The organism is Desulfoluna sp. HI9BLuna (genome assembly GCF_056829775.1).
On sequence record NZ_CP186555.1, the window covers coordinates 3,116,580 to 3,130,677 of the forward strand.

Sequence of the window (14,098 nt, forward strand, 5' to 3'; positions counted from 1 at the left end):
TTGATGCCCCGGGCCTTGGGCTAATCGCTGGCCGGTGTTACCGGGGCCACAAGCCTGAAGCCCACGTCGGGGAAGGTGTCGCTTCCGTCGGCTTTGGGGTGCATGGCGGGGCGTGCAAGGACGGGCTCAGCGGCCACGTCCCCTTCGGCCAGGACCCACTCGGTCATCACCGGTGTACCCACGCCTCGGATGCCGAAGGTGTTGGGCTTGAAGACAAGCACGGGGAAGGGAAAGGGGAGGCGCTCCGGTGTGGTATCGTCGGCCGGAGGCACCGCTGCTGCCGTCTCCCACTGGGCCAAGGTGGGCAGGGCCTTGCCGTAGAACTCGGCATAGGCAAGGGCCGCGTATCCCGAGATATTGACCACGGGGCAGGCGGCGCTGTCTCCGCTTACCAGAACAAACTGTCCCTTTTTAAAGGTAATGGGGGCCTGGTGGTCGGACGTCCCCGGAGGCGGGGGGAGATGCTGTTTTTTCATGAGCATCCAGAGCCTGCCGTCTCCCATGACCCGGTTGCCGTCCACGGTGACCCGTGCCCTGGGCTGCTGGTTCAAAAAGGCGATGAACTGGAGATTGGTGACCTGGGTTTCCGACATGTAAAAGGGGGCCGGGGCTCCCTCTTCGGCCCGGGGCGGGCTGATGCGAAACATGGTGGTGTTGTTCTCCGCCAGGAGGGGCTGGCCCCCCGGAGGCTCGCCGGCTACTCCGCCGCCGAGGTGATTCGCCGGTTCCGGGCCGGAGAAGTGCCAGACAAGGATGGCACACAGCAGCGCAACAAGGCAGAGGATGGCCCATGTGTATAGGGCGGGCACCGTTTTTTTCGGTGAAGCCGTGGCCGGGCTGCCCGTGAGGGAGAGGGCCCCTGTGAGCCTGCTGCTCAGCTCCGCCACCGTGACGGTGCGCTCTTCCGGGGCCTCGGCCGTGGCCGAGGCGATGATCCGGTGGATCTCTTCAAAAAAGGGGGACTCCGGGGACGGGAGCCCTGCCTGTTTGAAGGTGAGGGACCTTAAGGCTTCGGGCCCGGCCATGGCCTCAAAGAGGATTTTTCCCAGGGCGTAAACATCGGACAGGTGGGTGGTCCGGCGGACATCGGCCATGTGTTCCGGAGACATGTACTGCAGGGTGCCCAGCATATCCATGGTGTGGGTGAGGCCCTGCCACTTTCCCGAGCGGGCAAGGCCGAAATCGGAGATTTTCGGGGTGGCCCCGTCCATGAGGATGTTTTCGGGCTTCAGGTCCCTGTGGACGATGCCCCCGGCATGTATGGCCTCCACCCCTTCCAGAAGGGGCAGAAAGGTGTGCCGGATCCACCGGGCCGCCGATTCGTCCTCCGGGTCGAAACCGCTTTCCGTCATGGTGTCCCGCAGGGTGGCCCCGGGCACAAACTCCATGGCGATGAATTCCAAGGCCTCCTTGCCGTCCGGCGGTGTAAAGAGGCCGTGGTCATAGACCTGGATGACGCAGGGGTGCCGGATGGAGGCCATGGCTTCCACCTCCCGCCTGAAGCGCTTAAGGGCCGTATCCAGCTCTTCATCGTCCCCCTGGAACGAGAGGAGCCATTCCCGGGAGATGACCTTGATGGCCACGTCGCGTTTGAGGTTGACCTGATGGGCCCTGTACACCTCGCCCATGCCGCCTTTGGCGACAAACTCGAGGACGATCCACTTGTCGTGGATGACCGTGCCGATGGGGAGGTTGGGGGTGTCCTGGGACGGAGTGTTTGTCATGGTCAGGGTCTCTTGGTCGGTCATTGAGGGGCTGTGAAAGGGGGGCCTTGGAAAACACATGTGTGCTTTACGATAACACGTTGTCAGAATAGGTGCTGTGGGTCAAGGGTTTTGGAACAGGGCAAACGTATTTAGATTTTGCCTCCGGCGGCCCTGCCGGGGACAAAACGTTTGAAAGGTTTGATAAACAGGTTTTATTTTTTTGGGATGCATCACAGCTGGCCATAACTCCTTTTATTTTTTGTTTATCAAGGAGCGTCTCTTCAACCCCGGGACGTTTTTGCGGCGCTTTTTTCAAAAAGCGTCCCACCGGAGACAAAAAAAGGGCGACCCGTAACGGGTCGCCCTTTTTCGTGTTTACAGATCTCGCCTCAGGGGAGAATCGCTATCCCATGCCCTTGAAGCCGAAGAAGGCCAGGGCAATGAAGCCTGCGGTGATGAGGCCGATGGAGGTGTCCCGCAAGGGGCGGGGCACTCGGGCCAGGATCACACGCTCCCGGACCCCTGCAAAGAGGACCAGGGCCAGGCCGAAGCCTGTGGCGTAGCAGAACGAAGAGATCAGGGCCTGCATGAAGGTGTACTCTTCGTTGATGTTGATGAGGCAGACCCCCATTACCGCACAGTTGGTGGTAATAAGGGGCAAAAAGATGCCGAGGCCCGCGTACAGGGAGGGCATGCTCTTTTTAAGGAACATCTCCACGAACTGCACCAGGGAGGCGATGATGAGGATGAAGGCCACGGTCCTTAAGAACTGAAGGTCCAGGGGCTTCAAAATCGCCGCTTCGACCGTCCAGGTGGTGATACCCGCCATCACGAGAACGAAGATGACGGCCATGCTCATGCCCACGGCGGTGTCCATGCTCTTGGAGGTCCCCAGGAAGGGGCAGGCCCCCAGGTTCTGGGTGAGCATGATGTTGTTGACGAAGATACAGCTGATGGCCAGCAAAATGTATTCGGTCATGGTGTCTCGCCCTCCTTTCTATTTCGACGATGCGATGTTCATGAGACAGAGGAGAATGCCCAGCCCGATGAACGCGCCGGGGGCCTCAACCATGAAGGTGAAGGGCTGGAAGGCGTCTCCGAAAACGCTGTGCCCCAGAAAGGTCCCTGCACCGAGCACTTCGCGGAAGGTACCCAACACAGCCAGGGAGAGGGTGAATCCCAGGCCGATGCCCAGGCCGTCGGCCAGGGAGTGGGCGACATCGTTCTTGCAGGCAAAGGCTTCGGCCCGGCCCAGAACGATGCAGTTAACCACGATGAGGGGGATGAAGATCCCCAGCTTCAGGTAGAGGGGGTAGGCAAAGGCCTGCATGAGAAACTCCACCACGGTCACGAAGGTGGCGATGATGGTGATGAAGCAGGCGATGCGGATCTTCGAGGGGATGATGTTTCGCAGCATGGAGATCAGCAGGTTGGAGCAGACCAGCACGAAGGTGGTGGCGATGCCCATGCCGATGCCGTTCTCCACGGACCGGGTGACGGCCAGGACCGGGCAGAGGCCCAGCACCAGGCGAAATGGGGGGATCTCTTCCCAGAGACCCTTGACGAACTCCTGGGATAATGACTTGGCCATCAGTTGCTCCCTCCTTCAGACGCGAGGTTGTCCATGCGTTTTACCAGCTCCGGCTTCAGGCGTGTGTAGAGGGCGCCTGCTTCGTTGACGGCCACGCACACGGCACGGCTGGTGATGGTGGCGCCGGAGATGGCGTCGATGTCGCCGCCGTCCTTGCTCACCGAGGCGGTCTGGTCGATGCCGGTTTCTTCGAACTGGGCCACAAAGGAGGGGTCCTCCTTGGCCTTGGAGCCGAAACCCGGGGTCTCGGTGGAGATGGTAACCCCGCTGCCGACGATGGTGTCGTTGTCGATGTCAAAGGCCACCAGCAGCCCCACGGGGCCGGAGAAACCCTTGCCGAAGGCTTCGAGGGTTACGATGTTCTGATCGCCGATCTTGGCGGGGAAGATGGTGTGGGACACTTCGCCGTCTTTGACCTTGAAACGATCGGCCATGGGGTCATTGTCCGCATCCGCCAGGATGGTTCGAATGACCGGTTCCTTTTGAAATTTGAGTTGCTGGTACTCGATGCGGTCCATCGTCAGGGTTCGGACCCCGGCCAGCACCCCGCCCGAGACGGAGGTGAGGACGGCGAGAACCAGTACCATCTTAAACATATCGTTCATGTTACACCTTTCCCAATGCTTTCGGTCGGATCATGTCGAGGATGGGGTTTGCCAGGTTCATGAGAAGCACGGCAAACAGGGCACCATCCACCCAGGCCCCTTTGTTTCTGATCAGCACGGTGAGCACCCCGCCCCCGAAGCCGTAGATGAGCATGGGGACGACGTTTACCGGAGAGGAGGCGTCTTCCGTGGCCAGGAAGAAGGCGGCCACCAGCGTGTAACCGCTGAGGAGGTGGAAGACGGGTCCTGCGTAAAGGTCCGGGTTGCTCATGCTGAACAGCCAGGCGCTGATAAAGACGCCCGCCAGAAAGGAGAGAGAGATCTCCCATCGGTTGATGCCGCGGATCATCAGGAAGATGCCGCCGGCAATGAGCCCGGCTCCGCAGACCGCTCCGATGCCACCGGCCTGGTGGCCCATGAGGAGTTCCATGGGGGGGTAGAGCTCAGCCATGCCCGCGCCGAAGAACTTCACGTTGATGAGGGGGTCCACCATGGTCCACATCATGTCGTAATCCACGAGCATGCCGTTGAAGTTCATGAGGGAGGGCCAGGACACGGTGAGGACCGCCGCGGAAAGGGCCGGCGGGCAGAAGGGGTTGCCCCCGATGCCGCCGAAGGCCACCTTGCCCATGATGATGGCCACAAAGGTGCCGGTGATGACCATCCACCACGGGGCGGTTGCGGGCAGCAGCATGGAGAGGATGAGGCCCACCATGGCTGCGTTGCCGTCACCGACGGTGGGCTGCTGCTTCATGAGGGTGTTGGCGGTCAGCTCCCAGAAGATGGCCGAGGCCACGGCCAGGGCGGAAACACCCAGGGCAGGGGCGCCGAACATGACCCAGCCGGGGATCAGGGCCACAAGGGCAGCGGCCATGATGAGGTAGCTGCGCTTCATGACGGTGCAGGCGTCCCGGTAGAAGGGCGCGTGGGATACAATCAGTTTGGTTGAATCAGTCATTGGAGCCTCCCGTTTCAGCACTCTTTTTACTCTCGGCAAGGGTGTGCCGCGCCAGCATGATCTGCTGGAACAGAGGCATCTTGGCCACGCAGATGAAGCTGCAGAGGCCGCACTCCACACAGGCGTCGAGATCGTACTTTTCCACTGCCTCTTCGTAGAGGCCGTTTTCCAGCACGCGGATAAGAAGGTTGACCGGGATGTTGGCCGGGCAGACACGCACACACTTGCCGCAGTTGATGCAGTAGGTGTCGGTGAGGCGCGGCATGTTTTCCGGGCCGTAGCAGAGGATGGCGTCGGTGTCGGGGTCCACGGGGAAGTCCGGGGTGTAGACCGACATGCCGGTGAGGGGGCCGCCCACGATGAGGTGGTCCCGCTTCACAAGGGTCTCGCCCACCGCCTCGAAGATCCGGGAGATGGGGGTGCCGATGCGGGCATTGACCAGCTTGGTCTGCTTGTTCTTAAGGGTGAGGCTGACGAGCTTTTCCTGGGGAAGGCTTCGGGTGCGAAGGGCCTTTCCGGCGGCCGCCACAGACTCGGCGCTGAAGAAGAGAAAGCCTGCCTCTTCCAGGGTTTTTCCCGCCTCCACCGGGGTGCCGGACAGGCGCTTGGCCAGCAGGAGGGGGTTGCCGTTGGGGTAGAGGTTTTTCACCCCCACGGTCTCGCAGCCGGTGTCTCCGGCTTCGGCCTCCAGGTACTGGGGAAGGACCAGGACCACGCGGGCCTTGGGGGCCAGATCCTTGATGAAGTCCGCGCCGCGCTTGAAGTCGGCCTTGCGGGCCTGGAGGGCGTATTGGTTGACGTTGGTGAAGAGGTCCTTTTCCAGGGCGCTCAGGATTACGGTGTGGATGCTGTCGCTTCCGAGCCGGGCAAAGGGCGGGCGTCCGGGAAGGTGGGACAGAAAGGCAAGGCTTGTTTCGCCTTTGGCGTCCTTGTCCAGGGCCTCGGCAAAGGCCGGAGAAGGCTCTCCCTCTTCGCTGGTGGCGATGTTCACCAGGGCGAAGTGCCGTCCGTAGTTGCCGGTGCGGGTTTCCACGCTGCCGACGGTGCCGGAGACCGGCGCGGTCAGGTCGTGCTTTTCTTCATCAAACAGTCCGTAGAGGGCTCCCCGTTGAACCTCCACCCCTTTTTTCAGGATGGTTTTCTTTTTATCCACGAGGCTTTTCTGGTCGGCACCCACCTGAATCTGGAGGGTGACTTCCCCGGGGAGACCGGTGTCCACGGGGTCGGGAAGTCCGCCCTGCACCGTCTCGTAGGGCAGTTTTGCCGCCAGGTAGCCGAAAAACGATCGTCGTATCATTGTAGTAGTCTCAGTCCCTGTGTTGTGATGGTGTTTTGGTGATGAGTCCAGCCGCCCGGAACGTTCCCATGGGTCGGGCCCATGGCCTTTCAGGCGCCGGCAAGGGGGGCGTCAAGGCATGGGCGGTGGCGTCATCTCATGACGAATAGGCCCGTTACTTTGGCGTGGCATGGCATTCCGCACATTCGGCGGGACCTGCCCCCATCTCTTCATGACAACCGATACACTGGGCGTGTATGGCGTCGGTTCGACCCATCACATCGTCGTCTTCCGACGCGCCGGGTTCATGGCATTCGCTGCAGTTGTACTCTTCATCACCGTCATCCAGGTTGTGATGGCATGAAGCGCAGTCCGTGTCGTACTCATTGACATGGATCTGGTGGGTAAAAAGCACATCCCCCGCGCTTCCCTTGAAGAGCATACGAACCGGTTCTTCCGGCGCGTCAGGCTTCAGCACCGTGTAGCACAGCGCCGCTGTCGCCAGCAGAACCAATCCCAGTATGACGGCCAGTTTCCTCTCGTTTTCTGGGCGCATCCTAAGTCAACTTCCTCTCTCATCCTTGCAGGCCTTGGGCGGAAGACGCGAGCCCTTGGTTTTCCGGCCATGGGCGAGCCGAGGCCCGGCGCCCATGTGCAAAACCCTCCGGCGTGTCGACGGGTGTTGCATCCCTTCTTCCAACTTAAGTCCTGGGTGGTTAAATAGTGAGTGTGTTTCTCACGGCAGCGTCAAGCGGTAAGGACCGTGGGCGTCCATGAAAACAGCGACCGGACAGCTGACCGGCGTCACGTATCGTGACCGGTGAGGTCGCCGCGTGCGGATGCACGTCGTTCATGGTCCCGGGTCCCCGACTATACCCCCTTCATGTGATGACACCTTTGTCCGGGGCGGCACGCCCGACAAAATTGAGGTAACCGTCCCGTGTACTCCACGTGCCTGAGAAATCCCTGTTTTTTGGCCGTTCCGGGGGAACCCCTGTGAATCTATGATGAAACCGGGCACACCCTTGGGCCAGGTGAAAAATTATCAAGCAATTAATCGCAAGAACTGTACCAGAAAACATTCTTATTGTGTAGCGATGGATTTGACAACGGGAGGGGGATTTTTTGTTTCGGAGGAGCGGAAAGCTGCGATTGACAATGGCTTGCCTCCGCAAATCAGGACAAAAAAGGTCTCATTTACAGGAGCAATTCCGGAAAAAAGAGGAGAGCCGTCTTGAAAAAAGGTTCCCCTGAAGGGACGTTGGTTGCGTGATAGGACCGTTGTCAGGCCAGGGGTGCTCCGGGAAGAATGCGAGTAATGCGTGGGGTGTAGGAGTCCCCCCGGGCAATCTTCCCCTCAAAGAAACGGATGATGACAAAGGAGACGGCCAGGGCTCCGAATCCACCGATACCGGCGGCAAGGGAGGGGTTCATTCCGTGGGCCGGGCCCAGGGTGTTTCCGGCGGCCGCCCCTGCCATGAGGGCAAAGACCGGAAAGATATAGGCCAGAAGGGACATCTTGATAAGGGTGCCGGTGCCGATGGAGACGAGGACCCGGTCTCCGATGTGGGCTCCGGCATCGTTGATGGCGCACACCTCCATGGATTTTCCCGAGGCATGGCAGGATCCCTTGGAGGCACAGCCCTCGCAGGCGGAGGTGCGGACGGTTTCCACCCAGGCGCGGCCGTGGGATGCTGTTTTGATGACGATGCCTTCTTCTTGTCTCATGGTGTGTCCTTCAAGGTGATTGGGTCCATCCCCGCATTTTTCCGCAGGGGCACATGGCACCATATAAGATGCCCGCACAAAAATCAAAGGTCCGGTAACCGTGGCTCCGGAGGGGGCTGATTGGGGCAGGGGAATCGGGGCTAAGGCATCCGAAAATGAGGAACCCGCATCGTCGACAGCGGCCAAACGGGTCAAGAGAGTGAAAAACGGGGGGATGGTTTCCAGTCTCAGAACAAGGGGCCGGGACGATGCGGGTCCGATGCCAATGCAGGCAGGAGAGAAACATTACAACATGCGTGCCATAGTGGGTGGGAAAAAATTATCCCATGATTTCAAGGGGGGACGGGGGCCTTGGGGACTGAAGCGTGTCCGAAATAACGGATGGGGACGGGCCTGTGTACGGATTTTTGGAAAACAGGTGGGTTGCACGCTCGGAAGGGGAGACATTTGGCGTTGTTGCGCGGTGTCCGGGGGAACAATGGAAAAAAGATGCATTTGAAAAAGTGGCATAATTTTTGTAAGAAGTAGTGGACAAAGACGGGGCTTTACCCGTTATGGAAAGGGGTGGCCGGAAAAGCCCGATGCAGGGCATGTCCCCGGTGGAGCCACAGGACGTATGGCAACGGGGCCATTCCATGTGTCGGCACATTTTATCCGGGTCACCATTTTGCTAAAATGGTATCGTTGTGAAAAGTCGGGTATTTACATTTTTGGAAACCGGCTGTAAAGTGACCTCGACCTCATGGCTTACCGAGGTCGGGACGACCCGTCGGCTCATCGACGTGTGACACGTTTATCAAGACTGTGTGGCGGGTGATACAAGGCGACCCCGGGGTTGCCGGAACCAACACCTAATATCCTTCTATGGGGTAGTTATGACCATTGTGATTCCTTTACTGGTACTTTGTGGGCTGGGAGCTGCCATCGGCCTTCTGCTTGCCCTTGCCGACAAAAAACTTGCCGTCGAGACCAACCCTCTTATTGATGAGGTCGCCGACATCCTCCCTGCGGGTAACTGCGCCAACTGCGGCTATGCCGGGTGCGGACAGTACGCCGAAGCCGTGGTGGAAGACCCGGAAGTGCGCCCTGACCTCTGTACGCCCGGTGGCAACGAGGTGGCCCAGAAAATTGCCGCGCTCACCGGGAAAAAAGCTGCGGAGATCAAGCCTGTAAAGGCCGTGGCCCGCTGCAAGGGGTGTCCCGAAACCAACAGCACCACCAAATATATCTACAACGGCTTAAACGACTGCGAAGCCGCGGCCAACCTCTTTGCCGGTGAAAAAGGCTGCGAATACGGCTGCCTTGGCCTGGGGAACTGCGTACGCGCCTGTCCCTTTGACGCCCTTGTCATCGGCGAGCTCAACGTGCCCAAGGTAAACGTGGACAATTGCGTGGGATGCGGCCTCTGCGTTACGGCCTGCCCCAGGGACATCATGGTCCTGGTCCCCGACAACGCCGTCAGCGTCATCGGCTGCCAGAACCGCCAGAAGGGCGGCCAGACCAAAAAGGTCTGCAACGTGGGCTGCATCGGCTGCCGTCTCTGCGTCAAGGCCTGTCCCCATGACGCCATGAAGGTGGTGGATAACCTCTGCGAGATCGATTACGACAAGTGCCAGTTCTGTGAAGACGCACCCTGTCTCCAGGTCCAGTGCAAGCCCGGGGTTATCGCCCCCGGCTACGGCGCACCCATCAAGTTCCTCACCGGAAAGATGACCGAGCTTGAAGAGAAGGCCGAGCCCAAGGCCACCGAGGCCGCACCTGAAAAAGCGGCTGAGGCGCCCAAAGCTGAGGCTCCCGAAGCAGACGCACCCAAAGAGGAGAAGAAGGAAGCGGCAGAAGCCGAGGCCTGATTCTAATCAGGGTGAGCGCACCACATTGTGCATGAAATAAAGGGGCACCGACCTTAGGGTCGGTGCCCCTTTTTTATTTTGTCGCCAAAAGCGCCAAGGCCGCCTCCATGAAGGGAAGGAGATCGGCCTCAACGATAAGGTCGCTGACGGCGTGGATGGCCGCACCCGGGTCGCGGTTCACCGAGATCACGGTGGTGCCCCGGGGAATGCCTGCAAGGTGCTGGGTGGAGCCGGAGATGCCCAGGGCGATGTAGAGATCCGCGGTGATGGCGGTGCCTGTGATCCCCACCTGGCAGGGGTAGGGCATCCAGCCCATGTCCACGAGGGGGCGTGAGCACCCTGTGGCGGCCCCGGGCAGGGCGTCGGCAAAGCGGCGGAACAGGGACAGGTTCTCCTGTGAGCCGATGCCCCGGCCCACGGAGACCACCACCCGGGCGCCGGACAGGTCTGCGTTTCCTTTTTCCCGAGCCGATGAGGATCGGAGGCGGACCGGACCCGGGGCCACAGCCAAAGGGCGGACGGTGACACGCCCCGGAACATCGGCGTCCGGAGCAGGGGAGAGCGCCCCGGCCTGCAAGGTGATCACCCCGCCAGCGGGGGCCTTGACGTGCAGAAGAGACGTGCCTGACCCGGCGCTTCGAAAAAAGGTTGCCGTTTCCGTGTCGTATCCCGTCACACAGGGAACCGTGGGGAGCCCCAAACCCACAGCCAGGACCGGGGCCACTTCCATGGACCAAGGCGTGTGGGGCAACAGGAGATGCCGGAGCACTTGTGCGGGGAGCACCGCCCTGAGGGCCGTTGCCATGTCCGCGGCAGGATGGGCTTCCGGGTCACACACCAACCCCAGGGTGTCTACTCCCGAGGCTTCGGCAAACCGGCGGGCGCCAAGGGCCGCCTCTTTTCCGTACACCACTGCCATGATGCCGGATGTTTCGGTTTTGTTCAGCCGCAGGGCCAGGGCTGCCAGCTCCATGGAGACGGCGGGCAGATGAGTGCCGGAGATGTCGATGATGAGTGTGATCATGATGTCAGGATAAAGTAGATAATAGGAAATAGGAAATAGGTTATAGGTTATAGGCCGTTGCGCTTTGGCCCGAGGAACGAGGGACAAGGCGCAACGGCAATATGCTTTCGAGGTGGCTCACCTCGCCGCCGGAGGCCTGCTTTTTTTATTCTGGCAACACCTGGCGTTCCTTGAGATAGGCGATGAAATGTGCGGCCTGCTCTTCCGGTGATCCCTTGATGCGGATGCCACGGCCCCTTTGCACCGGCGGGGAGGTGCCGGTGACCGGGGTCGTGACCGCTGGGGCTGCCGGTGGCGCACTTCGGCACTCAATGGGCTGGCTGCGCGCTTTGATCATGTGGGCAATGTTGGGGTAGCGTGGGGTGTTGAACCCCTGTTGCACGGTGACAAGGCAGGGAAAGGGCAGGCTTACCACCTGCCGCATGCCTGCCCCGGCGTCCCGGGTGACCTCCAGGGTGCGGGGGGATTCTGTGATGCGGAGCTCTTCCACGACCTGGCAGGTGTGGGGGATGCCCAGCATGGCGGCAAGGGCCGGGCCGGTCATGCCCTGCATGAGGTCTTCGCTAATGGCCCCGCAGAGGATGAGATCGGGCCTGAGGTCGTCAAGGACCGGGAACAGGGCCGCGGCCGTTTCCGTGGCACAGAGGGGCTCAATGTCTGCCTTGATCTGGATGGCTTTATCGGCCCCCATGCCGAGTCCTCGCCTCAGGGCTTCGGTGACCCGGTGGGGGCCCACGGTGATCAGGGTGAGCACGGTGCCTTCCATGGACTCTTTGATGCGAAGGGCCTCTTCCAGTGCGTGTTCGTCCAGGCGGTTGATGCGGAAATCCGCCGGTGATGCCTCGGGGTCCGGCAGGAGCTGTGTGGAACCGGTGTTGTGGACCTGCTTGATGAGCACAGCGATGTGCATGGGACCTCCCCCTTTTTTCCGTTTTCGTGGGTACATGATTACTGTAGCGTGGGGGGAAAAGGGTTTCAACAAAAAAAGCGAGCGCTCGTTCTTTTTTTCTTGACAGGTTGGCGTCGGCCTTTTTAGAGTGTGATTCAGCAGCGATACCACGGCAGCACCAGGCAGGGGCTGCCGATGATCCGTGTGGCCGGTCGCGGGCCAGCCTTTCCTCACTGGCACATCTCCGCGACCGGTCATCTCACCTGAACGAAGGGGATACGGACATGGCCCGAATCATTTTCATACGGCACGGGCAGGCCGCCTTTGGAAGCCAGCGCTATGACAGCCTCACCGACCTGGGAAAAGCCCAGGCCAAAGCGGTGGGGGACCACTTCAGCGCCTGCAGGGTCTCCTTTGACCGGGTGGTGGCAGGAGAGCCGAAGCGCCAGCAGGCATCGGCCGCCCTGGCCCTGTCCGTGATGAATACGCCCCGGGATGTGGCGGTTTGTTCCGATTTTAACGAATACGACCACATGGGCATCATTGAGGCTGCCCATCCCCTCATTGCCCGAAGCCATCCCCATCTGACAGAGGCCCTTGAAGCCCGTTTCTCCAACCATACCTTTCAGCCGTTTTTTGAAGAGGCCCTCTCTCTCTGGGTGGGCGGCATGCCCCTGCCTTCGGGGAGGGAGTCCTTTGGCGCGTTTGCCGGGCGTGTCCGTTCCGGCCTCAAGGGCCTTGCAGCAGGCCTTGCCCCCCGGGAAACCGTCGCTGTCTTTTCGTCGGGCGGTGCCATTGCCATGGCCCTGGGGGGTGCCCTCAACCTGTCGCCGTCGGAGTCCATGGCCCTTTCATGGGAGCTTGTAAACGGGGGGTATTCCACCCTGCGTGTCGGCAAACGAGGGATACATCTCATGAGCGCAAACGTGTCCGCCCATCTGGCCCTTCTGGGCCGGGAGTGGGTGACCTATAGATAAAGATTTGGCGCTGCTATTCAGGCAACTATTCAGCTTGCCTCCGGGGGGCGCTTTTTTGAAAAAAAGCTCTGCGAAAAAGTGGGAATTATTTCGGCAGAGCCTGGAAAGGCTTGCTTAAGACCTGTTTGTCAAACCCGGTTTTACAAATCAGGCTAAACTCTAAATCGAGGAGACCGTCATGGATTTTGGCGTATCGGAACGCATTGAGACCATCGTCTCGATGATCAACGAGTTTGTGGATCGGGAGCTGATTCCCATGGAACCGGAGTACCTCGTGCATGACTTTAACGACATGCTGCCGAAGATTCGGGAGAAGCAGGCCATGGTCCGGCAGATGGGGCTCTGGGCACCTAATTTTCCCGTGGAGTGCGGGGGCATGGGGCTCTCCCTGGTGGAGCACGGCCTGGTCTCCGAGGCTCTGGGGCGCTCCCCCCTGGGCCATTTTGTGTTCTGGTGCCAGGCCCCGGATGCGGGGAACGTGGAGATCCTTCACATGTTCGGCACCGACGAGCAGAAAAAACGCTACCTGAATCCCCTGGTGGCGGGCGACATCCGCAGCTGCTTTTCCATGACCGAGGTGGACATGCCGGGATCCAACCCGGTGATGCTGGAGACCACGGCGGAGAAAGACGGGGACGACTACGTCATAAACGGCCACAAGTGGTACACCACCAGCGCCGACGGAGCTGACTTTGCCATTGTCATGGCCGTCACCAACCCGGACGCTCCCCCGTACCTCCAGGCCAGCATGATCATCGTGCCCGGTGAGACCCCGGGGTTCAACATCGTGCGCAACATCCCGGTCATGGGCCATGAAGGCAACGGCTACGCAAGCCACGCCGAGATCCTCTATCAGTCCTGCCGGGTGCCTCAAACAAACCTTCTGGGACCCGAAGGCCAGGGGTTTGTCATTGCCCAGGAGCGCCTGGGCCCGGGACGCATCCATCACTGCATGCGCTGGCTGGGGATCTGCAGGCGGGCCTTTGACCTCATGTGCAAGCGGGCCAACGAGCGGGTCATCGCCCCCAACGGGAAAACCCTGGCCACCCGCCAGATCATCCAGGGCTGGATCGCCGAATCCGCAGCCGAGATGGAGGCCGCCCGCCTCATGACCCTCCACGCCGCCTGGCAGATCGACAACGTGGGGGCGGCCAAGGCCCGGGACAGTATCAGCATGATCAAGTTTGTGGTGGCCAACACCATGAACCGCATCGTGGACCGGGCCCTGCAGGTCCACGGTGGCCTGGGCATGACCGACGACACCATTTTGGCTTATTTCTACCGCCACGAACGCGCCGCCCGTATCTACGACGGTGCCGACGAAGTCCATAAAACCTCTCTGGCCAAACGGATCCTGCGGAGCTATGAAGGACGGGAGGTGAGGTAGAAAAACGAGCCTCCGGCGGCAAGGTGTGCCACCTTGAAAGCTGGTTACGAATGCGCTTTGCCCCTCGTTCCTCGGGTCAAATCACATCCGTATTTATGTCGGCGTAA

13 protein-coding genes are annotated in these 14,098 nt (G+C 60.5%); 3 read left to right on the forward strand and 10 right to left on the reverse strand.

Features of this window, described 5'->3' with window-relative positions:
- Positions 1-20: 20 nt before the first annotated feature.
- The 8 genes from ACOYW0_RS12615 to ACOYW0_RS12650 all read right to left on the reverse strand — a co-directional run bounded on the left by ACOYW0_RS12615 (position 21) and on the right by ACOYW0_RS12650 (position 7,864).
- Complete coding sequence (locus tag ACOYW0_RS12615; protein ID WP_482418759.1) at positions 21-1,724, reverse strand: bifunctional serine/threonine-protein kinase/formylglycine-generating enzyme family protein; 1,704 nt, start codon at positions 1,722-1,724, stop codon at positions 21-23.
- A gap of 385 nt (positions 1,725-2,109) precedes the next feature.
- On the reverse strand, positions 2,110-2,685 hold the full coding sequence (rsxA, locus tag ACOYW0_RS12620; protein WP_180138672.1) for an electron transport complex subunit RsxA: 576 nt from the start codon (positions 2,683-2,685) through the stop codon (positions 2,110-2,112).
- A gap of 18 nt (positions 2,686-2,703) precedes the next feature.
- Positions 2,704-3,297 carry an electron transport complex subunit RsxE gene (rsxE, locus tag ACOYW0_RS12625; RefSeq protein WP_482418760.1) on the reverse strand — a complete coding sequence of 198 codons (594 nt, stop codon included), beginning with the start codon at positions 3,295-3,297 and terminating at the stop codon, positions 2,704-2,706.
- Complete coding sequence (gene rnfG, locus ACOYW0_RS12630; protein WP_482418761.1) at positions 3,297-3,902, reverse strand: RnfABCDGE type electron transport complex subunit G; 606 nt, start codon at positions 3,900-3,902, stop codon at positions 3,297-3,299. Before rnfG ends, rsxE begins: the two co-directional genes overlap by 1 nt.
- A gap of 1 nt (position 3,903) precedes the next feature.
- Positions 3,904-4,860 carry an RnfABCDGE type electron transport complex subunit D gene (locus ACOYW0_RS12635; protein ID WP_482418762.1) on the reverse strand — a complete coding sequence of 319 codons (957 nt, stop codon included), beginning with the start codon at positions 4,858-4,860 and terminating at the stop codon, positions 3,904-3,906.
- Positions 4,853-6,157: a 4Fe-4S dicluster domain-containing protein gene (locus ACOYW0_RS12640; RefSeq protein ID WP_482418763.1), complete on the reverse strand. Its 1,305-nt coding sequence runs from the start codon at positions 6,155-6,157 to the stop codon at positions 4,853-4,855. The genes ACOYW0_RS12635 and ACOYW0_RS12640 overlap by 8 nt, the downstream gene beginning before the upstream one ends.
- 154 nt (positions 6,158-6,311) lie before the next feature.
- Entirely contained in the window at positions 6,312-6,692 is a 381-nt protein-coding gene (locus ACOYW0_RS12645; RefSeq protein WP_180138682.1) for a cytochrome c3 family protein, read from the reverse strand.
- Positions 6,693-7,420: 728 nt separating this feature from the next.
- Entirely contained in the window at positions 7,421-7,864 is a 444-nt protein-coding gene (locus ACOYW0_RS12650) for a SoxR reducing system RseC family protein (RefSeq protein WP_180138684.1), read from the reverse strand.
- Between the two features lie 875 nt (positions 7,865-8,739).
- Here ACOYW0_RS12650 and rnfB point away from each other — a divergent pair.
- Entirely contained in the window at positions 8,740-9,714 is a 975-nt protein-coding gene (rnfB, locus tag ACOYW0_RS12655) for an RnfABCDGE type electron transport complex subunit B (protein WP_482418764.1), read from the forward strand.
- Positions 9,715-9,787: 73 nt separating this feature from the next.
- Here the strand turns inward: rnfB and ACOYW0_RS12660 are convergent, their stop codons facing one another.
- Positions 9,788-10,738: an electron transfer flavoprotein subunit alpha/FixB family protein gene (locus ACOYW0_RS12660; RefSeq protein WP_482418765.1), complete on the reverse strand. Its 951-nt coding sequence runs from the start codon at positions 10,736-10,738 to the stop codon at positions 9,788-9,790.
- Positions 10,739-10,883: 145 nt separating this feature from the next.
- On the reverse strand, positions 10,884-11,648 hold the full coding sequence (locus ACOYW0_RS12665; protein ID WP_482418766.1) for an electron transfer flavoprotein subunit beta/FixA family protein: 765 nt from the start codon (positions 11,646-11,648) through the stop codon (positions 10,884-10,886).
- Positions 11,649-11,911: 263 nt separating this feature from the next.
- On the opposite strand from ACOYW0_RS12665, the gene ACOYW0_RS12670 reads away from it, so the two are divergent.
- Positions 11,912-12,604, forward strand: a complete 693-nt coding sequence (locus ACOYW0_RS12670) for a histidine phosphatase family protein (RefSeq protein WP_482418767.1) — start codon at positions 11,912-11,914, stop codon at positions 12,602-12,604.
- A 178-nt stretch (positions 12,605-12,782) separates the two neighbouring features.
- Positions 12,783-13,991 (forward strand): acyl-CoA dehydrogenase family protein, encoded by a 1,209-nt coding sequence (locus ACOYW0_RS12675; protein ID WP_482418768.1) that lies wholly within the window; start codon positions 12,783-12,785, stop codon positions 13,989-13,991.
- The last annotated feature ends 107 nt before the right edge of the window (positions 13,992-14,098 follow it).